General features: G+C 71.2%; 20 protein-coding genes, 1 tRNA gene and 1 other RNA gene. 4 read left to right on the forward strand and 18 right to left on the reverse strand.

All coding sequences use genetic code 11. The features are described from left to right. Positions 1–250 precede the first annotated feature (250 nt). An RNA gene (rnpB, locus tag ABD437_RS16450) (RNase P RNA component class A) lies at positions 251–658 on the reverse strand. 44 nt (positions 659–702) lie between these two features. On the opposite strand from rnpB, the gene ABD437_RS16455 reads away from it, so the two are divergent. Further along, the gene (locus ABD437_RS16455) at positions 703–1,452 is read left to right on the forward strand and encodes a sulfite exporter TauE/SafE family protein (protein WP_344649718.1); all 750 of its coding nucleotides are present in this window, start codon (positions 703–705) and stop codon (positions 1,450–1,452) included. An 18-nt stretch (positions 1,453–1,470) separates the two neighbouring features. On the opposite strand, the gene mctP is transcribed toward ABD437_RS16455, so the two are convergent. The 9 genes from mctP to ABD437_RS16500 all read right to left on the reverse strand — a co-directional run bounded on the left by mctP (position 1,471) and on the right by ABD437_RS16500 (position 13,559). Continuing rightward, positions 1,471–3,114, reverse strand: a complete 1,644-nt coding sequence (mctP, locus tag ABD437_RS16460; protein WP_344649719.1) for a monocarboxylate uptake permease MctP — start codon at positions 3,112–3,114, stop codon at positions 1,471–1,473. Between the two features lie 3 nt (positions 3,115–3,117). Continuing rightward, positions 3,118–3,345 (reverse strand): DUF3311 domain-containing protein, encoded by a 228-nt coding sequence (locus ABD437_RS16465; RefSeq protein ID WP_344649720.1) that lies wholly within the window; start codon positions 3,343–3,345, stop codon positions 3,118–3,120. A 125-nt stretch (positions 3,346–3,470) separates the two neighbouring features. Continuing rightward, on the reverse strand, positions 3,471–4,646 hold the full coding sequence (locus ABD437_RS16470) for a bifunctional RNase H/acid phosphatase (RefSeq protein ID WP_344649721.1): 1,176 nt from the start codon (positions 4,644–4,646) through the stop codon (positions 3,471–3,473). After that, complete coding sequence (locus ABD437_RS16475) at positions 4,643–5,383, reverse strand: zinc ribbon domain-containing protein (RefSeq protein WP_344649722.1); 741 nt, start codon at positions 5,381–5,383, stop codon at positions 4,643–4,645. The genes ABD437_RS16470 and ABD437_RS16475 overlap by 4 nt, the downstream gene beginning before the upstream one ends. Further along, positions 5,380–6,216, reverse strand: a complete 837-nt coding sequence (locus ABD437_RS16480) for a Nif3-like dinuclear metal center hexameric protein (protein ID WP_344649723.1) — start codon at positions 6,214–6,216, stop codon at positions 5,380–5,382. Before ABD437_RS16480 ends, ABD437_RS16475 begins: the two co-directional genes overlap by 4 nt. Before the next feature lies 1 nt (position 6,217). Beyond that, entirely contained in the window at positions 6,218–7,342 is a 1,125-nt protein-coding gene (locus ABD437_RS16485; protein ID WP_344649724.1) for an aminoglycoside phosphotransferase family protein, read from the reverse strand. 31 nt (positions 7,343–7,373) lie between these two features. Further along, complete coding sequence (locus tag ABD437_RS16490) at positions 7,374–9,185, reverse strand: S9 family peptidase (RefSeq protein WP_344649725.1); 1,812 nt, start codon at positions 9,183–9,185, stop codon at positions 7,374–7,376. After that, positions 9,182–10,957 (reverse strand): N-acetylglutaminylglutamine amidotransferase, encoded by a 1,776-nt coding sequence (locus ABD437_RS16495; protein WP_344649726.1) that lies wholly within the window; start codon positions 10,955–10,957, stop codon positions 9,182–9,184. Before ABD437_RS16495 ends, ABD437_RS16490 begins: the two co-directional genes overlap by 4 nt. Positions 10,958–10,979: 22 nt before the next feature. Beyond that, complete coding sequence (locus ABD437_RS16500; protein ID WP_344649757.1) at positions 10,980–13,559, reverse strand: glutamate--cysteine ligase; 2,580 nt, start codon at positions 13,557–13,559, stop codon at positions 10,980–10,982. Positions 13,560–13,857: 298 nt separating this feature from the next. Between ABD437_RS16500 and ABD437_RS16505 the strand changes: the two genes are divergently transcribed. Next, positions 13,858–14,778 (forward strand): NAD-dependent epimerase/dehydratase family protein, encoded by a 921-nt coding sequence (locus ABD437_RS16505; protein ID WP_344649727.1) that lies wholly within the window; start codon positions 13,858–13,860, stop codon positions 14,776–14,778. Here the strand turns inward: ABD437_RS16505 and ABD437_RS16510 are convergent. Genes ABD437_RS16510 through ABD437_RS16520 form a run of 3 tightly spaced genes read right to left on the reverse strand, consistent with a single transcriptional unit; the run spans position 14,734 to position 17,068 of the window. Then, positions 14,734–15,198: a Fur family transcriptional regulator gene (locus tag ABD437_RS16510; protein ID WP_344649728.1), complete on the reverse strand. Its 465-nt coding sequence runs from the start codon at positions 15,196–15,198 to the stop codon at positions 14,734–14,736. The genes ABD437_RS16505 and ABD437_RS16510 overlap by 45 nt on opposite strands. A gap of 51 nt (positions 15,199–15,249) precedes the next feature. Further along, a complete protein-coding gene (locus ABD437_RS16515) occupies positions 15,250–15,639 on the reverse strand; it encodes an NUDIX hydrolase (RefSeq protein ID WP_344649729.1) in 390 nt (129 codons plus the stop codon). Further along, the gene (locus ABD437_RS16520; RefSeq protein ID WP_344649730.1) at positions 15,572–17,068 is read right to left on the reverse strand and encodes an MFS transporter; all 1,497 of its coding nucleotides are present in this window, start codon (positions 17,066–17,068) and stop codon (positions 15,572–15,574) included. The genes ABD437_RS16515 and ABD437_RS16520 overlap by 68 nt, the downstream gene beginning before the upstream one ends. Positions 17,069–17,151: 83 nt before the next feature. Here ABD437_RS16520 and ABD437_RS16525 point away from each other — a divergent pair, with 83 nt between their 5' ends. Next, positions 17,152–18,129, forward strand: coding sequence for an Lrp/AsnC family transcriptional regulator (locus ABD437_RS16525; protein WP_344649731.1), 978 nt, complete (start codon positions 17,152–17,154; stop codon positions 18,127–18,129). A 125-nt stretch (positions 18,130–18,254) separates the two neighbouring features. Here ABD437_RS16525 and ABD437_RS16530 read toward each other — a convergent pair. The 4 genes from ABD437_RS16530 to ABD437_RS16545 form a co-directional block, all read right to left on the reverse strand. Next, positions 18,255–18,326: transfer RNA gene (locus tag ABD437_RS16530), tRNA-Val, on the reverse strand. Positions 18,327–18,353: 27 nt separating this feature from the next. Further along, positions 18,354–18,818, reverse strand: a complete 465-nt coding sequence (locus ABD437_RS16535; RefSeq protein ID WP_344649732.1) for a peroxiredoxin — start codon at positions 18,816–18,818, stop codon at positions 18,354–18,356. Positions 18,819–18,902: 84 nt separating this feature from the next. After that, on the reverse strand, positions 18,903–19,340 hold the full coding sequence (locus ABD437_RS16540) for a DUF3052 domain-containing protein (RefSeq protein WP_344649733.1): 438 nt from the start codon (positions 19,338–19,340) through the stop codon (positions 18,903–18,905). A 149-nt stretch (positions 19,341–19,489) separates the two neighbouring features. Then, positions 19,490–19,894: a YjbQ family protein gene (locus tag ABD437_RS16545; RefSeq protein WP_344649734.1), complete on the reverse strand. Its 405-nt coding sequence runs from the start codon at positions 19,892–19,894 to the stop codon at positions 19,490–19,492. A 200-nt stretch (positions 19,895–20,094) separates the two neighbouring features. Between ABD437_RS16545 and aceE the strand changes: the two genes are divergently transcribed. After that, positions 20,095–22,836, forward strand: coding sequence for a pyruvate dehydrogenase (acetyl-transferring), homodimeric type (gene aceE / locus ABD437_RS16550; protein WP_344649735.1), 2,742 nt, complete (start codon positions 20,095–20,097; stop codon positions 22,834–22,836). Here aceE and ABD437_RS16555 read toward each other — a convergent pair. Beyond that, positions 22,833–23,915 (reverse strand): glycosyltransferase 87 family protein, encoded by a 1,083-nt coding sequence (locus ABD437_RS16555; protein ID WP_344649736.1) that lies wholly within the window; start codon positions 23,913–23,915, stop codon positions 22,833–22,835. The two genes, aceE and ABD437_RS16555, sit on opposite strands and share 4 nt — an antisense overlap. Positions 23,916–23,961: the final 46 nt, after the last annotated feature.

Raw genomic sequence — 23,961 nt, forward strand, 5'->3', positions numbered from 1 at the left:
TGGGACGGCCCGGATCGCTCCGCCTCAAGAGCGCGCTGCGTCCCTGCGGGATCGACCTACGGCCGACTATTGACCCGAACCGCTCCGGTCCTCAGGCAGCATCCATCGGGGCGAGGAGGAGGTCTGTTCTCGGGCCGTCTCTGGGCCGTCGGGCCGTCCAGGGGCCGTCAAATGCCGACCAAAATCGACCGCCACCGACCACACGCGACCGCCCTCAGCCCCAGGTCAGCGACCTAAGGGGCTGGGGCGGCGGACGAGTCGGCCTGTACGCCGGGTCCTGTGGCCGGAGCGCCTCGCGGCACTGCTCCGGCCGGCGGTCATCCATCTCGGCCTGCCGTTGCCGACAGGCTCTAGCGGTCTACCCGTGAACTCGGGCGGGCAGCCCTCGAACGTTCACGCAGAGCGACCGAGGCCGCTCCTCTTGACCTTGCTCCGGGTGGGGTTTACCGAGCCGCCCCGGTCACCCGGGGCGCTGGTGGTCTCTTACACCACCGTTTCACCCTTACCGGCCGCTGGAAGCGGCCGGCGGTTTGTTTTCTGTGGCACTGTCCCGCGGGTCACCCCGGGTTGCCGTTAACAACCACCCTGCCCTGTGGAGCCCGGACGTTCCTCGGCAACGTCTCCGGAGAAACGCTGACGCGACCGCCCGGCCGACTCGTCCGCCGCGCGCATGATGATACGCAACATGGAAACACCACAGTGATGCACCTGTCGTTGCCTGCCATCGGGCTGCTGGTGGTCGCCGGGCTCGCGGCCGGGATCGTCAACGGCATCGCCGGGGGTGGGTCGCTGCTGACGTTCCCGGCCCTGCTCGTGGCCGGGCTGCCGCCGGTCTCGGCGAACGTCACGAACTCGGTGAGCGTCGCCCCGGGGTACCTCTCCAGCGTCTACGGCAGTCGGCGGGAACTCCGCGGTCAGAAACGGCGCATCCTGACCCTCGTCCCCATCGCGATCGTGGGCGCGGGAGCCGGCTGTGTCCTCCTGCTCGTCACCCCGGGCGACCTGTTCGAGTACATCGTCCCGTTCCTGGTGCTCAGCGCCACCGCGGTACTGGCGTTTCAGGACGCGCTGAAGAGGCTGACGCGAAAAGGCAAACGCGTCACGATGGTCACCCTCACGTTTCTCGGTTCCACCTACGGCGGCTACTTCGGCGCGGCGCTCGGCGTCGTCCTGGTGGCCGTTCTGGCTCTGGTGCTGGAGGAGACGCTGCAGCGCGTCAACGCGTTGAAGAACGTGCTCAGCGCGACGGTCGGCCTCGTGACCGTCGCGGTCTACGCGCTGTTCGGGCCGGTGAGCTGGCTCGGGGTCGCGGTCACCGCGCCCGCCACGATCGTCGGCGGCTACCTCGGGGCGAAGCTCGCCAAGAAACTCTCCGCGCAGGCCCTGAAGGTCACGATCGTCGTCTTCGGCACCGCCATCGGCCTCGTGCTGCTCTACCAGGCGATCTGGTAGAGCAGCACGAGCCGGTACTCAGGTGGACGACGTCTTGCCGTCCCCCACCAGCTCCGGAATGTCGTGCACCTTCGGGTCGCCCTGCTCGGCGGTGTAGTCCGACGGCTTCGTGAGGTCCACGCCGTCCGGCACCTTGCCCGCGCGCAGGCCCCAGGTGACGAGCACCGCGACGATCAGGTTCAGCGTCACCGCGAGGAACCCGGTGTAGATCGTCCACTTGGTGTCGAGGCCCAGCTCGGAGAGCTTGAACGCCGAGCCGCCGAAGTGCTCGCGCTTGGTGGCCGGGTTCGGGATCGTCCAGAGCATCCAGAAGCCGGCCGCCATTCCCACGGCCCACCCGGCGACCAGGCCCCACTTGTGGAACCAGCGGGTGAACACACCCAGCGCCACCGCGGGCAGCGTCTGCAGGATGATCACCCCGCCGATGAGCTGCAGGTCGATCGAGTACTGGGTGTCCAGGCCCAGCACCAGGATCACGGCGACGAACTTCACGGCCAGCGACGCCAGCTTCGAGACCCGTGCTTCCTCAGCGGGCGAGGCCGACGGCCGGATGTACTCGGTGTAGATGTTCCGCGTGAACAGGTTCGCGGCCGCGATCGACATGACCGCCGCCGGCACCAGCGCACCGATGCCCACGGCGGCGTGTGCGATTCCGGTGAACCACGAGGGGAACGCCCAGTCGAACAACAGCGGCACGACGGTGTTCCGGTCGCCGGCCATCCCGGCGGCCGGGTCAGCCCCGACCGGCACGATCTTCGCCGCGATCGCCATCAAGCCCAGCAACGCGAGCAGCCCCAGCACGAACGAGTACGCCGGCAGGGCCGCCATGTTTCGTTTGACCGTGTCGCGACTGCGAGCCGCCAACACCCCGGTCAGCGAGTGCGGGTACAGGAACAGCGCCAACGCCGACCCGAACGCCAACGTGATGTAGTTCAGCTGGTTGTTCGCGTTCAGCAGCAACCCCGAACCCGCCGCCTGCGCGGCCGGAGCGCTGAACTTCGCCCCCGCCGCGGAGAAGATCGCGTCCCAGCCGCCGAGCTTCGCCGGGATCACGATCACCGCGACGATGACCGTCAGGTAGATCAGCGTGTCCTTGACGAACGCGATCAGCGCCGGCGCACGCAGCCCCGAGTTGTAGGTGTAGATGGCCAGGATCAGGAACGCGATCGTGATCGGCCACTTGCCTTCCACGCCCATCGCCTTGAGCACGGCCTCGATGCCCACCAGCTGCAGCGCGATGTACGGCATCGTCGCGATGAAGCCGGTGATCGCGACCAGCAGCGCCAGCGTCGACGAACCGAACCGGGCGCGGACGAAGTCGGCCGGCGTCACGAACCCGTGGACGTGCGACACCGACCACAACCGCACCAGCGGCAACAGCACGATCGGGTACAGCACGACGGTGTAGGGCAGCGCGTAGAAGCCCAGCGCGCCGGCGCCGTACATCAGCGCGGGCACCGCCACGAACGTGTACGCGGTGTAGAGGTCACCGCCGAGCAGGAACCAGGTGATCCAGCCGCCGAAGTTGCGGCCGCCGAGGCCCCACTCGTCGAGGTGCTCCATGGTCTCGGGCCGGCGCCAGCGCGACGCCACGAACCCCAGCACGCTGACGAGCGCGAACAGGATGCAGAAAATGACCAGCTCGGTGACTTTGACGTCCATGGTTCACCGCCCCCGGGTCTGGCGGTAGACGACGAGCGTCACGACGACGCTCAGCACCACGAACAGCAGCTGCAACCAATAGAACCGCGGAATGCCCCAGAGTGTCGGGTCCGTGCCGTTGTAGAGCATGGGGAGCAGCGGAACGATGATCGGTATCAGCAGCAGCCAGTACCAGTGGTTGCGGTCGGACCGAGCCGGTTGCTCCGGTGGCCGATCGTCTGTAGTGGACATGTGGCGGTCTCCTCACGTACGCGCTGTGACGAGCTGCAAGTGACACAGGCCACAAGACAGTAGCCCCCGGACTCTCCCCGAGGTACCGACGCCGCGCTCAACGGCGCACCTCGCGCGCCCGACGGTCAGCCGGCGAGATGATGCGTGTCGTTCACCAGGCGCACGCTGGCCGGACCGTCGGAATACCAGTCCACCTCGGAGACGCCGGTCACGTCGAGTTGCAGGCGGTACAGCATGATCGGCGGCGCCTCGAGCGCGAGCCGCAGCAGCGTTTTGAGCGGCGTCACGTGGGACACCACGACGAGCGTCTTGCCCTCGTGCTCGGCGAGCAACCGGTCGCGCGCCCTCGTCACCCGCTCGGCCACCGCGGCGAAACTCTCCCCGCCCGGCGGCGCGACCCCGTCGGAGGAGAGCCACGCACTCAACGCCTCCGGATCCGCGGCGTGGATCTCCGCGAACGTCATGCCTTCCCAGGCACCGAAGTCCGTCTCGACCAGGTCCTCGTCGACGACCACGTCGAGCCCGGCGGCCTTCGCGATCAGCTCCGCGGTGTGCCGCGCCCGACGCAGCGGCGAGCTGACCACCAGGTCGAGCCCGTCCCGCGCCCCGAGCCTGGCCGCCACCCGCTCCGCCTGCGCGACCCCGTCCTCCGACAGCTCGACGTCGCCCCGGCCGGAGAACCGCTTCTCCGGCGACAGCACCGACGACGCGTGCCGCACCAGCACCGTCGTGGTGGCCGTGCGTTGCGGCCCCCGGCTCCATCCCGGCGTTCGGACCGACGCCGCCCCCGTCGCCGCCGCGCGAATGTCCGGTGCGGCCGCGATCGGGGACGCCTCCGCCGGTGCGGTCGCGACCGGGTCGGTGCCCCCCTCGGTGTGGTTCCGGCGGATCTCTTCGCCGTCCATGGCGGCGTTGGCCAGCGCGTCGGCCGAGCCGTTCTCGGCCCGGGGAATCCAGGTGAGCGTGGTCTGCCCGAACGAGCGCAGCAGCTCGGTGGCCCGGGCGACCAGCGGCTTCAGGTGGGCCTGTTTGACCTGCCAGCGCCCCGAGCACTGCTCGATGACCAGTTTGGAGTCCATCCGGACGTCCACCCGCTCGGCGCCGAGCTCCCGCGCGGCCTCGAGCCCGGCGATCAACCCCGAGTACTCCGCGACGTTGTTCGTCGTGACGCCGAGCCCCGCGGCCCGCTCGGCCAGCAGCGCACCGGTTCCGGCGTCCCGCACCACGGCCCCGTATCCGGCGACCCCCGGGTTGCCCCGCGACCCCCCGTCGGCCTCGACGACGACGTGCGTCGACCTCACAGCCCGGACTCCGCCGTCCGCACCAGGATGCGGCGGCACTCCTCGCAGCGCAGCACCTCGTCCTCGTCGGCGGCGCGGGCCTCCTGCAGTGCCGTGCCGTACAGCTCGATGCGGCACCCACCGCAGCGGCGGGCCCGCAGCGCGGCGGCGCCGATGCCCCCGCTGGACGCGCGGAGCTTCTCGTACAGCGCACGCAGGTCCTCGGGGATCGACGCGGCGATCGGCTCCCGCTCGGCGGTGCGTGCGGCGACGTCGGCGTCGATCTCGTTCTCCAGCGTGTCGCGCCGGAGCTCCAGCGTGGCCAGGCCCTCGGTGGCGGCGTCGAACCGTTCCTGCACGGCGGAGCGGACCGTGTCGGCGGTCTCCCGCTCCTCCATCAGCACCAGCTCGTCGTCCTCCAGGGCGGCCTGGCGGGTGCCGAGCGAATCGACCTCGTGCTGCAGCCGCTCCAGCTCCTTGGCCCCCACCGCGCCCGACTGCATCCGCTGCGTGTCGCGCTCGGCCTTCGCGCGGACCTGCTCGACCTCGTTCTCCAGCCCGCGGATCTTCGTGTCGAGCCCCTCGACCACCGACTCGGCGCCGTCCAGCTCGTTACGCAGCTCCGCCAGCGACGCGGCGGTCTTCTCGATCTCGGCGTGTTCGGGCAGCGTGCGCTTCTTGTGCGCGAGCTGATCGATCGAGAGGTCGACGGCCTGCAGGTCGAGCAGGCGGAGCTGGTCAGCGGCAGGGGCCTTCACGATGCTCCTTCTCGTGGCTGGTCCGCCACCACGGCACGGGTCCACGGGTCGGTGACGAGGTCGGATACGAAGGTCTCCACCGTAGCGGTCCCCACCGACGAGACGAGGGCGGCGGCCGCCTGGGCCAGCCAGGGTTGTTCGGTGGCCCAGTGCGCGGCGTCGAGCAGCGCCGGTCCGCCCGATTCGGAGTGCTCGGAGGCCGGGTGGTGACGCAGGTCGGCGGTGAGGAACGCGTCGACGCCCGCGCGGGTGGCGTCGCCCAGGTACGAATCGCCGGCACCGCCGCTGACCGCCACCGTGCGCACGACCCGGTCGGGGTCGCCGGCCAGGCGGATCCCGCCCGGCGTGGCCGGGAGGACGTTCGCGGCCAGCGCGGCGAGCTCCGCCGCGGTGAGCGGCTCGGGCAGCGTGCCGATCCGACCGATGCCGAGGTTCTCCGACGAGCCCGCCGGGTGCAGCGGGCGCAGGTCGCGCAGGTCCAGCCGCGCGGCGAGCGCGTCGGAGACCCCCGGGTCGGCGGCGTCGGCGTTCGTGTGGGCGACGAACAGGCCTGCGCCGGCGCGGATCAGGCGGTGCAGCGTGCGGCCCTTGGGCGTCGTCGTCGGGATCGCGGTGACGCCGCGCAGCAGCAGCGGGTGGTGCGCGACCAGCAGGTCGGCGCCCCAGTCCAGCGCTTCGTCGACGGTGGCCGCGACGACGTCGACGCAGAAGTAGACCTTGCGCACCTCGGCCGACGGATCGCCGCAGACCAGCCCGACCGCGTCCCAGCTCTCGGCGAGCTCCGGCGGGTAGAGCCGGTCGAACACGGACGTGACGTCGCTGATGGTGACCACGTCAGCAGGCTAGTGCGTGCCGGATCGCCGCTTCCGGGTCGCCGGCGTGGTAGATCCGCTCGGAGGGCTCGATCTGGTCGAGGAACTCCTGGTAACGCACCGCGTAGGCGAGGTGGGCCAGCGGTGCGGCGAGGCGGAGCGCCTCGGCCGGTCGGGAGCCGGGCACGGCGTCCTCCCAGGCCGAGACCCAGACCCGCCGTGCGGTGTCCCGCCGCTCCGGCGGCAGGAAGTCGATCGCCCGCAGCCCGTCCTGCACCGGGTTCCCCCAGTACGCGTCGGCGAAGTCGAGCACCGTGGTTCCGCGCCAGTTGCCGGGGTGGAAGTCGCCGTGCACGACGGTGTCGGGCAGGCCGCACGGTTCCAGCGCGCCCCACCGCTGGTTCAGCGCGCGTGCCCGCGTGATCTCCCCGGCGTCGAGCTCCACCCGCTCGAGCAGCGCGTCGACCTGCGCCGCGAGCACCTCGGCGGTGCGGACCGGCAGCCCTTCGCCGCCGGTGATCGCGGCCTGGGCCGCGACCCAGCGGCGCACGGTGCTCTCCACCTGGACGTCGGTCGCCTGCCACAGGTCCTCGCCGGGGACGTCGGCGAGGAGCACGCGCCCCGGTGCGGCCGCGAGCACGCGCGGCACCAGCGCCGCCTCGACCGAGGCCACCAGCGCGATCGCGGTGGCTTCGTCGGAGGCGAACGGTGGGGTCGCCTTCAGCCAGGCGTGGCCACCGGCCACCGGCAGCCGCCAGAGCCCGGCGAGGTTCCAGGTCTTGTGCTGGGCCGGCCGTCCGGTCAGCGGCACGTGCGCGGCGGCCCAGTCCAGCAGCTCCGCGGCCCCGGCCGCGGTGGCCCACGGCAGCCGGAGCGGTTCGTCGTCGACGGTGGAGCCGCTGGGCCGCAGGGCCACCGCCGGCCGGGCCGAGGCCTCGACGTGGTAGCGCACGTGCCCGTCCCTGGCCCCGTCCCCGCCGTCCACGTCGAGCAGGCGCAGCACGGTGACCGGAACGCCGAGGACCTCCTCCAGGCACGCGGCCACCGGCCCCACCTCGGCCCACCACTCCGGCGACACCGGAAACGGTCCCACTTCCCCGAGACACTCGCCCCCGAGCGTCACCACCGCACTGAAAGTCCGAGCCACCGGTCGAGCGTCTCAGACGTCGGCGAACGATTTATGCCCGCCGGGGCTCCAGGTGAGCGCGGAGGAAGTCCGCGACCATGTGGACGTACACGACCCGGTTCGGTTTCTTCAGGAGCACGTGGCCCTCGTCCTCGAACCGCAGGTACTGCACCGGCGCGTTGCGTGCCTCCAGCGCGGCCACCGCCTGCTCGGCCTCGTAGAGCGGCACGTTCGTGTCGTTCGTGCCGTGCACCACCAGCAGCGGCGCGGTCAGCCGGTCGATGCGGTGGATCGGGGAGAGCTCACGCAGCAGCTCGCGGTCGTCCTCGGGGTGGCCGTACTTGCTCACCGCGGCGGCCGCGACCCACGGTTCGGTGCGCTCGTAGAACGTCTGCAGGTCCGACATCCCGCAGGTGTCGACGCCGACCGCGAACAGGTCGGGGAACCAGGTCAGCGCCACCAGCGTGAGGTAGCCGCCGTAGGAGCGCCCGAACACGCCCAGCCGGCCCGGTGCCGCGATGCCGGCGTCGAGCAGGTAGCGCGCGCACGACCGGACGTCCTCGATGCCGTCGTGGCGCTTCTCGCCGTTGTCGGCGTTGACGAAGGCCCGCCCGAAGCCGGACGACCCACGCACGTTCGGCGCGAAGACCGTGATGCCCCGGGACACCAGCTCGCGGAAGAGCGGGTTGTAGACCGGCCGCTCCTGGGCCTCGGGGCCGCCGTGGAAGTGGATCACCGCCGGTCCCGGCGCGGAGCCCGCCGGGTAGAGCCACCCGGTCAGCTCCAGACCGTCGTGCGCGGTGAACCGGTGCAACTCCGGAACGATCGACGCGGCCGGCAGCGGCGGCGGGTAGGTCACCGGCTTCGCCGCGCCCGACGCCACCTCGACCGTCCAGATCGTCGGGGGCAGCGACGGGCCCTCCGCGGTGAGCGCCAGCGTGGACGCGTCGCCGGCCAGCGACAAGTGGCTCACGACGTCGCCGGGCAGGTCGGTGACCGCACGGGACTCACCGGTACGCAGGTCGAGCAGCGACACCTCGCTGCGGCCCCCGAACACGTTCCAGAGCAGCGCGGCCAGCGTGCCGTCCTCGCTGAGCGTGAAGTACTCCAGCTCGGCGTCGTCGCGCGACGCGACCAGCCGGGGAGCGCCGTCGGTGCCCACCGGCACCGCCACCAGCGCCGGCAGCGACCGCCCGACGTCGGTGCGCACGTAGACCACGTCGGACGCGAAGTGGCCCAGGTCGGTGGAGCCCTCACCCTCGCCGGGGTAGAGGCGCCGCGCCGCGCCCGACTCCACGTCGACGATCTCGAGCCAGCGGGCACTGCGCGGCCCGCACCGCACCAGCGCGGAGCGGCCGTCGCGGCTCACGTCCAGCGCGGCGCGGAGGTCGGCCTCGCCGACCGTGACCCGCCACCCGGTGGACGGGTCGATCAGGTGGGCGGCGCTCCAGCCGATGGCGTCGGCCTCGGCCACGGCCAGCGAGGCACCGTCGTGGCTCCAGTGGCCGAACCACCCGTTCGTGCGGCCGAAGCCGCCGATCTGGTGCAGGTCGGTGCCGTCCGGACGGATCACCCAGATTTCCGTCCGGTCGGACCCACCGGGGGCGATCAGCACGGCGATCCAGTCGCCGCGCGGTGACCACCGCACCTGTTCCACTGGCTCGGGACCGGTCTCGATCAGGACCGGGTTCCCACCGCCGACGGGACTCGTCCAGAGCCTCGGCTCTCCGGTCCGGTCCGACACGTACGCGATCGTGTCGCCGGACGGGGAGAGCGACGGCCCCCAGCTGGCCGGCGCGGCGGCAGGATCCGCAGCGTACGGCGCAGCAGCCGGAAGAGCCCCGTCGTCGATACCAGTGGTCATCCAACTCCCTTCGTCTGCAACCACATCTCCAGCAACCCCAGTTGCCAGAGCGCGTTGGACCCGAGCGTCGTCCGGGTCTCATTCGGTTCGTCGAGCAGGGCGCTGACCTGCCCGCGGTCAAAAATTCCCCGCTGCCGCGCGGCGTCCGACGTCAACGCGTCGGCGACCTGCTCCAGCAACGGCCCGGACAAGTGCCGGATCGCCGGTACGGGAAAATACCCCTTCGTCCGGTCGATGACCTCGTCCGGTACCACCCCTCGCGCCGCGGCCTTGAGGATGCCCTTGCCGCCGGACGCGAGCTTGAGCCGGGGCGGACACGCCGCCGCCAACTCCACCAGCTCGTGGTCCAGGAACGGTACCCGGGCCTCGAGCCCCCACGCCATGGTCATGTTGTCGACCCGCTTGACCGGATCGTCCACCAACATGATCTGGCTGTCGAGGCGTAACGCGGCATCAATCGTCTCTTCCGCCCCCGGAACTGCAAAATGCGCCTGCACGAACGCCTTGCTGACGTCGGTCGCGAGGCGCCACTCGGGCTGGAGCAGCTCGTTCAGCGCGTCGTGGCCCCGGTCGAAGAACACGGCCCGGTAGGCGTCCACGGCGTCCCGCCGGGGCACGTCGGTCAGCGGCGGGTACCAGTCGTAGCCGGCGAACACCTCGTCGGCGCCCTGGCCCGACTGGACCACCTTCACGTGTTTCGCGACCTGCTCGGACAGCAGGTAGAACGCGACGCAGTCGTGGCTGACCATCGGCTCGCTCATGGCCCCGATCGCCGCGTCGACGGCCGGGACCATGTTCTTGGTCTCGATCCGGATCTGGTGGTGGTCGGTGCCGAACCGCTCGGCGATCAGATCGGAGTACACGAACTCGTTGCCGCTCTCGCCCCCGGCGTCCTCGAAGCCGATGCTGAACGTCTGCAGGCCGGTCTGGCCCGACTCGGCCAGCAGCGCCACGACGAAGCTGGAGTCCAGGCCACCGGAGAGCAGCACGCCCACCGGCACGTCGGCGACCATGCGCCGCTCCACCGCCAGGCGCAGGGCGGCGAGCGTGCGTTCGCGCCACTCGTCGTCGGCGAGCTCCGGGCCCCGGGTGTGCTCGGGCTTCCAGTAGAGGATCTCGTCGGTGGTGCCGTCGGGCTCGATCACCCGGATCGTCGCCGGTGGCAGCTTGCGCACCCCGTTGAGGATCGTGCGCGGCGCCGGCACCACCGAGTGGAACGTCAGGTAGTGGTGCAGCGCGACCGGGTCGACGGACGTGTCCAGGTCACCGGCCGCCACCAGCGCCGGTAACGTCGACGCGAAGCGCAGCCGGCCGCTCGTCTCGGACAGGTACAGCGGCTTGATGCCGAGCCGGTCCCTGGCCATGACCAGCCGGCCGGACTCCCAGTCGCTGATCACGAACGCGAACATGCCGAGGAACTTCTCGACGCACCGCTCGCCCCAGCGGTGGTAGGCCTTCAGCACGACCTCGGTGTCGGAGGTGGAGAAGAACCGGTAACCGGCGGCCTTCAGCTCCTCGCGAAGCTCCTGGTAGTTGTAGATGATCCCGTTGAACACGAGCACGAGCCCGAGTTCCTCGTCGACCATCGGCTGGGCGCCGGCTTCGGACAGGTCGATGATCTGCAGGCGGCGGTGCGCCAGGGCGAGTGGCCCCTTGGACCAGTACCCGCCGCTGTCCGGGCCCCGGTCGACCAGGCCGGGCACCATCCGGGCGACCCCGTCGACATCCGCGGCCCGCCCGTCGAGACGAAACTCTCCGCCGAATCCGCACATCGAGTTCTCTCCTTAACCTCGACTACAAAATCCAGGTGTCCTTCGCACCGCCACCGCGCGAGGAGTTGACGACCAGGCTGCCTTCCGGGGCCACCCGGGTCAGCGCGGCCGGGGCCACGGTCGGGGTGTCTCCCATGAAGACGAACGCCCGCAGGTCGACGTGGCGCGGCGTGAGCCGGTTGCCGTCGAAGACGGGGTGCGTGGACAGGTGCATGGTTTCCTGGGCGATCCAGCGGTGCGGCGCGGCCTTGATCTGCCGCCGCACCGCGTCGAGCTCGTCCTCGGTCGCGCGGGGGCCGATCAGCACCCCTTCACCGCCGTACCCGTCGACCGGCTTCACCACCAGCTCGCCGAGGCGCCGGAGCACCTCGTCGCGCTGCTCCTGGTCGCCGCAGAGGTAGGTGGGCACGTGCGCGAGGATCGGCTTCTCACCGAGGTAGTACTCGATGAAGTCGGGCACGTAGGCGTAGATCGCCTTGTCGTCGCCGATCCCGTTGCCGGGCGCGTTCGCGAGCGTCACGCTGCCCGCCCCGACCGCGGACAGCAGCGGCGGGCCGAGCGGCCGGCCGTCCCCCGCCGGCGCGTGCACCAGCGTGTCCTCGTCCAGCCGCAGGTAGATCACGTCGACCCGGCGGCGGGTGCCGTGCCGGTGCAGGTAGACCGTGCGGTCGTCGACGACGAGGTCGGTGGTGCGCACCACCGGCACGCCCATCTCCTCGGCGAGCAGCTGGTGCTCGAACCACGCGGAGTCGACCGGACCCTGGCTCAGGATGACCACCTGCGGGCTGCCGGACGTCCGCGGCGGTGCGGCGGCCTCCAGCGTCCTGCGCAGTAACCCCGGAAGCGTCTCCACCGAGTGCAGGCCGGCCGGGCGGGGCAGGTCGGGCCAGATGTGGTCGGTCAGACGCCGGTTGGCCACCGCGTAGCCGAGGCCGGAGGGCACCCGCAGGTTGTCCTCGAGGACGCTCCAGTTGCCGTTCGCGTCGTGCACGAGGTCCATGCCGGCGATGTGGGCCCGCACCGGCTGGCGGATCAGCGCGGCCAGCGGCAGCAGCCCCGGAGCGCCGTCGACCACCCAGGCCGGGATCACGCGGTCCTCGACGACCTCACGGTCGGCGTAGACGTCCTTGAGGAACGCGTCGAGCGCACGGACCCGCTGCACCAGGCCACGGCCGAGCGCCTCCCAGTCCTCGCCGGAGACGATCCGGGGGATGACGTCGAACGGGAACAGCCGGGCGGTGGTCTCCCCGGCGACCCGGAACGTCATCCGGTGCGAACGCTGCTCGGCGTCCCGCTCCTTCTCCCGGTCCCGGATGCCGCCGGCGCCGAGCCGCTCGAGCAGCTGCAGCATCGGCTCGTAGACCGGCACGACGCTTCCGTCGGGCGCGATCACCTCGTCGCCGCGGGCCTGCTCCTGCTGGTAACCGGCGAGCAGCGCCTCCTGGCCGCCGAACCCGCCGACGGTCACCGCGCCCCCGGCGCGCGTCTCGGCCAACAGCATGTCGACGACGTCAGCGAGGCGGCCGCGGCGGGCGAACACGCGGCGCTGCCGGTCGGCCGCGCTCCCGCGGGCCAGCGCCTGGCCGGCCAGCGCGGACACGTACTCCCAGTCACCGGCGGCTTCCAGCTGGGGGCGCAGCGAGTCGACCAGGCTCTTGATCGCCTCGCCCGCCGGCACCGGGCGCGCGAACCCGGACAGGTCGACGAGGTCACCCTCCAGGCCCGAGCGGGCGGCGCGCCACATCGCGGCGCGCTGCAGCGGGCCGCGGATGCGTGTCAGCGGGTAGCGGTTGGCCACCGCGTCGCGCTCGCGGCGCACCAGGGCCCGGAACAGCCCGGCGAGCAGCACGACCGTGTCGACGGACGGGCAGGCGTCGGTGACGCGGAGCTCGATCGTGGGCACGTGGGCCGAGGGCCGCACGTCGAAATAGATCATCCCGGGGTCGGTGATCGTGCCGGAGGCGATCAGCTCGGCCACCAGCGAGTCGTGGTCCTCGGCCGTCTCGACCAGGCCGCTGGCCCCGGCGGTGGGCCAGCGCTGCCAGAGCAGCGACCGGATGCTCGCGTAGCCGGTGTCCTCCCCCATCCAGAACGGGGAGCTCGCGGAGATCGCCAGCAGCGCGGGCAGGTACTGGGAGACGCGCTGGGCGACCGCGACGGCCACGTCCCGGTCGGGGATGCCGACGTGCACCTGGGCGCCGCAGATCAGCTGCTCGCGGGCGAGGAGCTGGTAGTCGTCGAGCATGCGCTCGAACCGCGCGTTCGGGGTGACGGCGAGCTCTTCGACGTCCACCAGCGGGACCGTGCCGGCGGCGACGATGCCCAGGCCGAGCGCGTCGGCGACCTGGCAGGCCTGCCGTCGCAGCGCGATCAGTTCGTCGCGCAGGCGCTCGAGGCTGATGTGCACCTTCGTGTTGGTCTCGAGCACGGAGCGGTGCAGCTCCGGCGAGAACGAGGCGGCCGGGAGGTGGTCGAGGATCTCCGGTGCGCGCGGCACGAGCTCGCGGCTGTCCAGGTCGACGACGTGGAACTCCTCCTCGACGCCGAGGTTCAGCAGTTCCGGCGCCGGGACCGCCGCCGCGTCCGCCAGGTCACGAGTCACCACGGCGTCACGTTCTCCGCTCACCTACCCACCACCTTCGCGCGTGCCGCCGTGCGGCGGCTGGATCTGCGAGAACCGATGGTTTCCGGCTTGCGTACCTGAGCCGTGAGGTGCCGGTAAATTCCCCGCAACACATGCACCCTCACTCTCGTCCGTTTCGTCCCGCACATTTCGAGAACCAGGTCTCATGGTGCCCCCGGCAGGCCACCGCGAACCGTGTTCCGCTGCGGCACGAGTCACTCTCCGCGTGCGTGGATATTCCGTTTTGGGGGCATTCAAGTTCGTGGGGGTGGGGCTCATGACACGGCTGATGTTGCTGGGAGCAGACGGTTTTATCGGTGCACACGTCCGGGCGCGGCTCGCGTCGGAGCCGGACGTCGACGTCACCACCGTCACCCGGCGCGGCGACGTCGACGCCGACGTGCGGCTCGACCTGGCCGAGAGCCCCGTCGCGGTCGCGCACACGCTGCGCGACGTGGCCCCGGACGTCGTCGTCAACTGCGCCGGATCGACGACCGGGGAGGCGTCGCTGCTGGCCGCGAACAACCTGGTGGCGGTGAGCAACCTGGTCGACGCCCTGCTCACGGCCGGCCGCCCGGTGCGTCTCGTGCACCTCGGGTCGGTGGCCGAGTACGGACGGATCCCGGCCGGTGAGGCCGCCCGGGAGGAGTCGCCGGAACGCCCGGTCACGCCGTACGGGCTCACGAAACTCGCCGGGACGCACCTGGTGCGCACCGCGGCCGCGGCCGGGCTGGACGCGGTGACGTTGCGCGTGACGACGCCGATCGGCCCGGACGCGCCGGTGTTGACGCTGGCCGGGCGGCTGGTCGGGCAGTTGCGTCAGATCGAGGCGGAGGGCGCGGGCGGCGTCACCACCGGCCCGCTCGACGACGTCAGGGACTTCGTCGACATCCGCGACGTGGCCGACGCGGTGGTGGCGGTGGCGCTGCGACCGCGGGGCCGGGCCGCGCTGCCCTCGGTGCTCAACGTCGGCAGCGGCGTGGCGACGCCCACCCGCGAGATGGTGACGGCGCTGCTCGCGCTGGCCGGCTTCACCGGCGGCCTGCGCACCGACGGTGGCGGCGCCCACCGTGACACCGCGCTCCCGTGGCAGCACGCCGACATCACCAGGGCGCGCGAGGCCCTCGGCTGGTCGCCCCGGCACACGCTGGAGTCATCCCTCCACGACCTCTGGCACTCCGCGCTGGCGCACTGCTGAGTCCGCCGCGCAGGCCGCGCACGTGCCCCACCAGGTCACCTCGGCCTCCTCCACGGTGAAGCCGTGGGTGTCCGAGGGGACCAGGCAGGGGGCTTCGCCGGTCGCGCAGTCGACGTCCTCGACCTGCCCGCACGTGCGGCAGACCAGGTGGTGGTGGTTGTCGGCCACCCGGGCCTCGTAGCGCCGCGCGCTGCCGGCCGGCTCGATGGTCCGTGCCATCCCGGTCTCCACGAGCACCGCGAGCACGTCGTACACCGCCTGGGTCGACACCGAGCCGAGGCGGGCGCGGACGGCGTCGGCCAAGGCGTCGACCGTGGGGTGGCCGCCGCGGGTCAGCTCCGTGAGCACGGCGAGCCGCGGGTTGGTGACCCGCAGGCCCGCCGAGCGCAGGCGCTCGCGGTTCTCGTCAGTCCTGGACACGGACGCGGAATACCTGCGTGGAACTGTTCCATTCCTCGCGGGCCCGACTTTTTACCCGCCCAGCCGACCCGCGTCGTGCAGGTGCTCGAAGATCAGCCGGTCGACCGGTGGGATGCGGCCGAGATCGGCCATCGTGAGCCAGCCGATCTCGGCGATCTCGTTCGCGGCGACGAACTCCCCCGCGTAGCCGGCCGTGTAGCACGTCATCCGGACGTCGACCGGGTGGCCGTCCGCCGGGGCCTCGAACGTTCCCAGGTGGCGGGCGCTCGCCCGGTCGATGCGTACCGAGAGTTCCTCGTCGATCTCCCGGACGAGCGTGTCGAGGTCGGACTCGCCCGGCTCGCGTTTGCCCCCCGGGAGGTACCAGACGTCCTTACCGCGGGACCGAGTGCTCAGAATCCGGCCGTCCAGGAGATGGATCCAGGCGATCTTGTCGATCATCGCCGAGAGGGTACAGCGCGAGCACGGCCAGGCTCCCGACAATCGCCAGGATCGCGCTGGCCAGGAACACCCGGTCGAGACCGTCGGCGTAGGCCGTACGCAGCACCTCGGCCGGGATCCGGCCGACGAGTTCGCCGTACCCGCCGCCGGTCAGCGCTTTCGCCGCGCCGCGGTCGCCGAGGACACCCTCGGCCGCACCGGTCACCAGCGTGGCGAAGATCGGCAGCGCGACCGCGTACCCGAGCTGCCGGGCGGTGTTCGACGCCCCGCTCGCCATCCCGGCCCGCTCCGGCGGCACCGCGGCCAGCGCCGCCGACGCCAGCACCGGCGTGCTCAGCCCGACGCCGATGCCGGTCACGGCCAGCCCGGGGATCAGCGCGCCCCAGCCCGAGGTCGGTCCGACCAGCAGGCAGAGCGCGTTCCCCACGCCGACCAGCAGCAGCCCGAGACCGATCGAGTACCGCGCCGGTACCCCGTGGAGCAGCCGTCCCCCGCCGCCGGCGACGACGAACCCAACGACCGCCATCGGTGCGAGCACCAGCCCGGTGGCCATCGCGCTGAGCCCCAGCACCGACTGCGCCCAGATCGAGGCGAAGATCAGGTTCGCGAACGCGGACGCGGTGAGGCCGGCGGCGGCGAACACCGCCACCGCGAACGCGGGCCGCCGGAACAGCGACAGGTCGAGCATCGCGTCGGCGTTCCGCTTCTCCAGGACGAGGAATCCGACCGACACCACCGCGGCCCCCACGAGCAGGGCGAGCGTGCCGCCGTCGGTCCAGCCGGCGTCGCCGGCGCGGATCAGGCCGTAGACCAGCAGCGCGGCGGCCGCGGTGAACGCCGACAGGCCGGGCAGGTCGAGACGGCTGCCCGCGGCCTGCCGGTCACCCGGCACGCTGCGGCGGGCCAGCAGCAGGGCCGCGACGGCGACCGGCAGGTTGACCAGGAAGATCGACCGCCAGCCGACGTGTTCGGTGAGCACACCGCCGAGGAGCGGGCCGGCCGCCGCGGCCGCCCCGTTGGCCGCGCCCCAGATCCCGAACGCGACCGAACGGTCCCGCCCGGAGTAGACCAGCCCGAGGATAGAGGCGTTCGTGCCGTACATCGCGGCGGCGCCGAGGCCCTGGACGCCCCTGGCCGCGATCAGGAACTCGATGTTCGGCGCCGCGCCGCAGGCCAGCGACGCCGCCGCGAAGACGATCAGGCCGACGACGAAGACCCGGCGGTGACCGAGGCGGTCGGCGAGCGAGCCGGCCGCCATCAGGAAGGCGGCCAGCACCAGGACGTAGAGGTCCACCGTCCACTGGAGCGCCGCGAACGAGGAGTGCAGCTCGTCGGCGAGGGCGGGCGCCGCGACGCTGACGATCGTGAGGTCGACCAGGAGCATGAACGTGCTCAGGGAGACCGCGGTGAGCGGTAGCCATTTACGCATGACCCGAGCGTGGGCATCGGTGGCGCTTCTTGGCGCTTGCGCTGGCCTTTCCGGCGGGATCCGACACTTGCTAGCGTCAAATGATGGATTTGGACGACCTGGACCGCCAGTTGGCGCACGCGCTGCAGCTCGACGGGCGGGCGCCGTTCAGTCGCGTCGCGGCCGTGCTCGGCACCTCCGACCGCACGCTCGCGCGGCGGTACGAGCGGCTGCGGTCGACCGGGGTGCTGCGCGTGGTCGGGCTGCCGCACGCGGCGGCGCTCGGGCACGTCGACTGGCTGGTGCGGATGCGGTGCTCGCCGGACGCGGCGATGCCGGTGGCGTCGGCGCTCGCTCAGCGGGCCGACACGTCCTGGGTGACGATCCTGTCCGGTGGTACCGAGATCAACTGCATCACCCGGACGCGGCGCCTGCAGGACGAGGGCGAGCTGTTGCTGCAGAAGCTGCCGCGCGCCTCCGGGGTCGCGGCGGTGTCCGCGCACTGCATGCTGCGTTCGGTGGCCGGCACGAGCGGGTGGCCGGGGCGCACGGCGGCGCTCGACGCGTCGCAGATCGCCGCGCTGACCCCGCCGGCCGCGGTGGCCCCGGCGGCCCCGGTGGCCGGCGAGCCGGTCCGGGCCACGACGGCCGACAACCAGCTGCTCGCCAAGCTGGCCAAGGACGGGCGCGCGAGTTTCCCGGCGCTGGCCGCCGCGACCGGGTGGTCGGAGTCGACGGTACGCCGTCGCATCGAGGCGCTGCACCGCGGCGGGGTGCTCTACTTCGACGTCGACGTCGAACCGGCGGTGCTCGGCTTCACCGCCGAGGCGGCCCTCTGGCTCACCGTCGACGCCTCCGCGCTGACCGCCGTCGGCCGCGCACTGGCCGACCACCCGCAGATCGCCTACGCCGCCGCGGTCACCGGCCCGTCGAACATCTCCGCCGCCGTGGTCTGCCGCGATCTGGACGAGCTCTACGACTACCTGGCCGACGGCATCGGCGCCCTCCCCGGCGTCCACCGCACCGAAACGGCCCCCGTGGTCCGCCGCCTCAAAGGAGCCGGAACCCTGTTGGCCTTTTGACCCAAGAACGGCGGTGGAGCCCGCTCAGGGCGGTGCTGCCGAGTCAGCGCGAGGTCGCCGCGTATGCCTGATACTCAAGACCTCGCGCTGGCTCGGCAGCGTCGTCCTGAACGGGCCGTGCAGTGTGGGCGCAGAGGGTTTCGAACCCCCGACCCCTCGCTTGTAAGGCGAGTGCTCTTCCACTGAGCTATGCGCCCTGCATCAACGAGGGTAGCGGAGCCCGCTCACGGGGCGAGTGCCGCTACGGCGCCGGCGTAGTCGTCGGCCGAGCGGGCCACGCCGATGCCGGTGACGACCTTCCAGCGGACGACGCCGTCGGCGTCCACGAGGAACGTGCCGCGTCGCGCGGTGCCTTTCTGTTCGTCGAACACGCCGTAGCTCTGGGCGACCGCGCCGTGGGGCCAGAAGTCGGAGAGCAGCGGGAAGTCGAAACCCTCCTGCTCGGCCCACACCTTGTGGACGAAGAACGAGTCGACGCTGATCGTCAGCACCTGCACGGTGTCGTTCTGGAATCGCGACAGGTCCTCGCGGATCGCGGTGAGTTCCCCGGAGCAGACCCGGGAGAACGCCAGCGGATAGAACACGACGAGGACGTTGCGGGAGCCCTGGAAGTCACGCAGCGACACCAGTTGGTGGTTCTGGTCGGGCAGCGTGAACTCCGGAGCGATATCACCGACTTCCACCGGCACGGCAACGTCCTCCCAGGAAGAAAGCACCACGACGGCACCGGGAGCGCACGGCGCGCGCTGCCGGTGTCAGCGGAGTAGGCGAGGTCAGCGCTTGGAGCGCGCCGCCTTCGGCGCGACCAGACGCGCCCCGGACCAGTCCCGCGCGGCGCTGATGCTCGACGTCTGCTGCAGGCCCGCGGTGGGGGCCACCTCGCTGATGTCGCTCGGCTCCACGTGCCCGGATCGGCCGGCCTTGGGTGTCAACAGCCAGACGACGCCGTTGTCGGTCAGCGGGCTCAACGCGTTGACCAGTGCATCGAACAGGTCACCGTCGTCTTCCCGCCACCAGAGCATCACGACGTCGACGACCTCGTCGGAGTCTTCGTCGACCAGATCGTCGCCCACCCGGTCGGCAACGGCGTCACGCAGTTCGTCGTCGCAATCGTCGTCGAATCCGATCTCCATGACCACCATGCCCGGCTGGATGCCGAGCCGGTCGGCCGGGCTCTTGACGCCGTCGGCGTGACCCGCGGTCGCGCTCACTCTTCGGTTCCCTCCTCCTGCTGATGGCGGCGCGTCGCCGCCTAGTCCGGTAGTCCACACATTCATCCAACGCAGCGCAAGTGTTGCCAGCGATAAGACCACGCGCGTCGCACCCACCAGTACCTGACGGACCAGTTCTTACCCGCAGGTCAACCGCCGAGAAACGAAAACCGTACCTGGCGGTCGTGGTTGTCGACATTGAGATCGACCAGACACAGGCTCTGCCAGGTTCCCAGCGCCAGCCGGCCCCCCAGCACCGGCAGCGTCGCGTACGGCGGGATCAGCGCCGGCATCACGTGGCTGCGGCCGTGGCCGGGGCTGCCGTGCCGGTGCCTCCACCGGTCGTCGGCCGGCAGCAGGTCGGCCAGCGCCGCCAGCAGGTCGTCGTCGCTGCCCGCACCGGTCTCCAGTACGGCCAGACCGGCGGTGGCGTGCGGCACGAACGCGTGCAGCAGGCCGTCGCCCCGGCCACGGACGTAGTCCGCCGCCCGGTCGGTCAGGTCCAGCACGACCGGCGAAGACCCGGTACGGACGGTGATGATCTCGCTGTCCACGTGCTCTATCCTGCCCGTCGCGTCCGCGCTCGGCGCATCGGGTGGGAGTCGAGCGCGACACTACCGGCCGGTAACGGCCACCCGGAACTAACCATCCGGGCGCCCACGGGGCAGGATGGATCGGTACAGCGAAGTGGCCTCGGCCGGTCGCCGACCGTGATCGACCGGACCCCACCCACCGACGAGTGTGAAGGATCGACGTGGCGAACTCACGCGAACGGCTCCCGGTGATCAGCGACGGGCTACCGAGTCAGCTCCCGGACATCGATCCCGGAGAGACGTCCGAGTGGCTCGAGTCGCTGGACGCAGTGATCGACAACGCCGGTCGTCAGCGCGCCCGGTACATCATGCTGCGTCTCCTGGAGCGGGCTCGGGAAAAGCAGGTCGGTGTTCCGGCGCTGCGCAGCACCGACTACATCAACACGATCCCGCCGGAGCGGGAGCCCTGGTTCCCCGGTGACGAGCACATCGAGCGCCGTCTCCGGGCCTACATGCGCTGGAACGCCGCGATCATGGTGCACCGGGCGCAGCGTCCGGGCATCGGGGTCGGCGGGCACATCTCCACCTACGCGTCGAGCGCGAGCCTCTACGAGGTGGGCTTCAACCACTTCTTCCGCGGTCACGACGACCCGGGCGGCGGCGACCAGATCTACTTCCAGGGGCACGCCTCCCCCGGCATGTACGCGCGCGCGTTCCTCGAGGGCCGGCTGAACGAGCACCAGATGGACGGGTTCCGCCAGGAGTTCTCGCACTCCGGTGGTGGCCTCTCCAGCTACCCCCACCCGCGCCTGATGCCCGACTTCTGGGAGTTCCCGACCGTCTCCATGGGGCTGGGGCCGATCAACGCGATCTACCAGGCCCGGTTCAACCGGTACCTGCACTCGCGCGGCATCAAGGACACCAGCAACCAGCACGTCTGGGCGTTCCTCGGCGACGGCGAGATGGACGAGGTCGAGTCGCTCGGCGCGATCGGCGTCGCCGCCCGCGAGGAGCTCGACAACCTGACGTTCGTCATCAACTGCAACCTGCAGCGCCTCGACGGGCCGGTCCGCGGCAACGGCAAGGTCATGCAGGAGCTCGAGGCGTTCTTCCGCGGCGCCGGCTGGAACGTCATCAAGGTCGTCTGGGGCCGCGAGTGGGACCCGCTGCTGGCCGCCGACACCGACGGCGCGCTGGTCAACCTGATGAACACCACGCCCGACGGTGACTACCAGACCTACAAGGCCGAGTCCGGCGCGTTCGTCCGCGAGCACTTCTTCGGACGCGACCCGCGCACGCGCAAGATGGTCGAGCACCTGAGCGACGACGAGATCTGGAACCTCAAGCGCGGTGGCCACGACTACCGGAAGCTCTACGCGGCCTACAAGTCGGCCACCGAGCACACCGGGCAGCCGACCGTGATCCTCGCGAAGACGATCAAGGGCTGGACGCTGGGCAGCCACTTCGAGGCCCGCAACGCCACGCACCAGATGAAGAAGCTGACCGAGGACGACCTGAAGGAGTTCCGGGACCGGCTCTTCCTCGACATCCCGGACGAGAAGCTCGACAAGTACCTGCCGCCGTACTACCACCCCGGCAAGGACTCGGACGAGTACCAGTACCTGATGGAGCGTCGCCGCCAGCTCGGTGGCGCGATCCCGCGGCGCGTCGACCGCAGCAAGCCGCTGGCCCTGCCGGGCAAGGAGATGTACGCCCAGCTCAAGAAGGGCTCCGGCAAGCAGAAGATCGCCACCACGATGGCCTTCGTCCGGTTGCTGAAGGACCTGATGAAGGACAAGAACATCGGCGACCGCTTCGTGCCGATCATTCCCGACGAGGCGCGCACGTTCGGAATGGACTCGCTGTTCCCGACGGCGAAGATCTACTCGCCGCACGGCCAGCAGTACACGTCGGTCGACCGCGAGCTGATGCTGGCCTACAAGGAGTCCCAGCAGGGCCAGATCCTGCACGAGGGCATCAACGAGGCCGGATCGGTGGCGTCGTTCACCGCGGTGGCGACGTCGTACGCCACCCAGGGCGAGCCGATGATCCCGATCTACATCTTCTACTCGATGTTCGGGTTCCAGCGCACCGGCGACGGCTTCTGGGCCGTGGCCGACCAGCTGGGCCGCGGGTTCGTGCTGGGCGCCACCGCCGGGCGCACCACGCTCAACGGTGAGGGCCTGCAGCACGAGGACGGTCACTCGCTGTTGCTGGCCTCGACGAACCCGGCGGTCGTCGCGTACGACCCGGCGTACGCGTACGAGGTGGCGGTGATCACCGAGGACGGCCTGCGGCGGATGTACGGGGAGAACCCGGAGAACATCTTCTACTACTTCACCGTCTACAACGAGCCGATGGTGATGCCGTCGATGCCGGACCACGTGGACGAGGAGGGCATCCTCCGCGGCCTCTACCGGTACGCGCCGGCCACGCTGAACACCGAGGGCGCACCGAAGGCGCAGCTGCTCGCCTCCGGTGTCGCGCTGCCGTGGGCGCTCAAGGCCCAGCAGCTGCTCGCCGAGGACTGGAACGTCGCCGCCGACGTCTGGTCGGTGACGTCCTGGACGGAGCTGCGCCGGGACGCCGTCGAGGCCGAGGAGGAGGCGCTGCTGCACCCCGACGGCGAGGCGCGCACCCCGTGGATCACCGCGCAGCTGGCCGACGCGCCGGGCCCGGTCGTGGCGTCCAGCGACTGGATGCGCGCGGTGCCGGACCAGATCTCGCGCTGGGTACCGAGCGACTACACCTCGCTGGGCACCGACGGCTTCGGTGCGTCCGACACCCGGCACGCGCTTCGTCGCCACTTCAAGGTCGACGCGGAGTCGATAGTGGTGGCGACGCTGCGTGCGCTGGCCAAGCGGGGCGAGATCGAGGCCTCGGTGGCGTCGGACGCGCTGGCGAAGTACCGCATCGACGACGTGACGGCGGCTCCGCCCGGTGAGACCGGCGGCGCCTCCTAGGACGTCAGGACACGCTCCGGTACCGCTTCGGCGGTGCCGGAGCGTTTCCGTGTCCGGACCGCGAAGTGGGTCAGCAGGGCCACCCCGAGCAGCAGGTAGGCGTTGCGTACCGGCAGCAGGGCCCAGACCTCGTTGGGCTCCTCGACGAACTGCGTCGCCCACATCGGCGACAGCGCGAGCACGGTCACCACGGCGACGAACGCCCGGCGGTAGCCGTCGCGCCACAACACCACCAGCGCCGGCAGCGCCCACACCCAGTGGTGGCTCCAGGAGATCGGCGACACCAGCAGGCCGGTGAGCCCGGCCACCGCGAACGCACCCAGCCAGTCCTCCCGCCGGGCGTACCGGGTGGCGACCCACACACCCACTGCCAGCAACACCGCGGGGACGACGTAGAACCAGGTGCCGACGTCGCCGAGCAGCCGCGTCAGCGCGCCGTACGGCGACTGGTTGCTCACGTACGGGACGCCGACGCGGGTGCTGTCGTAGAACGTGTCACGCCAGTACACGAGTGAGGCTTCCGGCGCGACGATCCACGCGCCGAGCGTCGCCGCCGCGAACGTGGCCCCGGCGATCGCCGCCGCACGCACCCGCCCGGCGGCCAGCAGCACCACGAGGAAGATCCCCGGCGTGAGCTTGACCGCCGCCGCGATGCCGATGCCGATCCCCGCCGGTTTGCCCGCCGCGACCCGCCGGAAGTCGATCGCGACCAGCGCGAGCAGCATCAGGTTGATCTGGCCGAGGAACAGCGAGTGCCAGACCGGTTCCAGCATCAGCCCGAGCACCGCCCACCGCCAGGAGACGAACTGGCGGCAGGCCACGACGAACGCCGCGACCGACGCCAGCTCCCAGAGCACCCGGGCGGGTACCAGCGGCACCCACGACAGCGGCTCGAACAGCACCGCCGCGAACGGCGTGTAGGTGAACCAGTGCGCGGCCTGCTGCTCCAGGTAGAGCCGGGCTCCGTCGCCGACGACCTGACCGCCGAGCCGGTAGATGAAGAAGTCCAGCGGGTTCCAGAGAACCGCGAACACCACCACCAGCAGGATCTGGACACCGAATAAAACCCGCGTTTTCATACCGGAACGGTGTCGGGATCACCCCGCCGTCCACATCGGGCCGCGG

The organism is Cryptosporangium japonicum (assembly GCF_039524755.1).
GTDB lineage: Bacteria > Actinomycetota > Actinomycetes > Mycobacteriales > Cryptosporangiaceae > Cryptosporangium > Cryptosporangium japonicum.

Coding starts and splice junctions, on each gene's coding strand:
- ABD437_RS16455 (WP_344649718.1), top strand. CDS start 703: ATGCACCTGTCGTTGCCTGCCATCGGGCTGCTGGTGGTCGCCGGGCTC.
- mctP (WP_344649719.1), bottom strand. CDS start 3,114: ATGGACGTCAAAGTCACCGAGCTGGTCATTTTCTGCATCCTGTTCGCG.
- ABD437_RS16465 (WP_344649720.1), bottom strand. CDS start 3,345: ATGTCCACTACAGACGATCGGCCACCGGAGCAACCGGCTCGGTCCGAC.
- ABD437_RS16490 (WP_344649725.1), bottom strand. CDS start 9,185: ATGACCACTGGTATCGACGACGGGGCTCTTCCGGCTGCTGCGCCGTAC.
- ABD437_RS16495 (WP_344649726.1), bottom strand. CDS start 10,957: ATGTGCGGATTCGGCGGAGAGTTTCGTCTCGACGGGCGGGCCGCGGAT.
- ABD437_RS16505 (WP_344649727.1), top strand. CDS start 13,858: ATGACACGGCTGATGTTGCTGGGAGCAGACGGTTTTATCGGTGCACAC.
- ABD437_RS16515 (WP_344649729.1), bottom strand. CDS start 15,639: ATGATCGACAAGATCGCCTGGATCCATCTCCTGGACGGCCGGATTCTG.
- ABD437_RS16520 (WP_344649730.1), bottom strand. CDS start 17,068: ATGCGTAAATGGCTACCGCTCACCGCGGTCTCCCTGAGCACGTTCATG.
- ABD437_RS16525 (WP_344649731.1), top strand. CDS start 17,152: ATGGATTTGGACGACCTGGACCGCCAGTTGGCGCACGCGCTGCAGCTC.
- ABD437_RS16555 (WP_344649736.1), bottom strand. CDS start 23,915: ATGAAAACGCGGGTTTTATTCGGTGTCCAGATCCTGCTGGTGGTGGTG.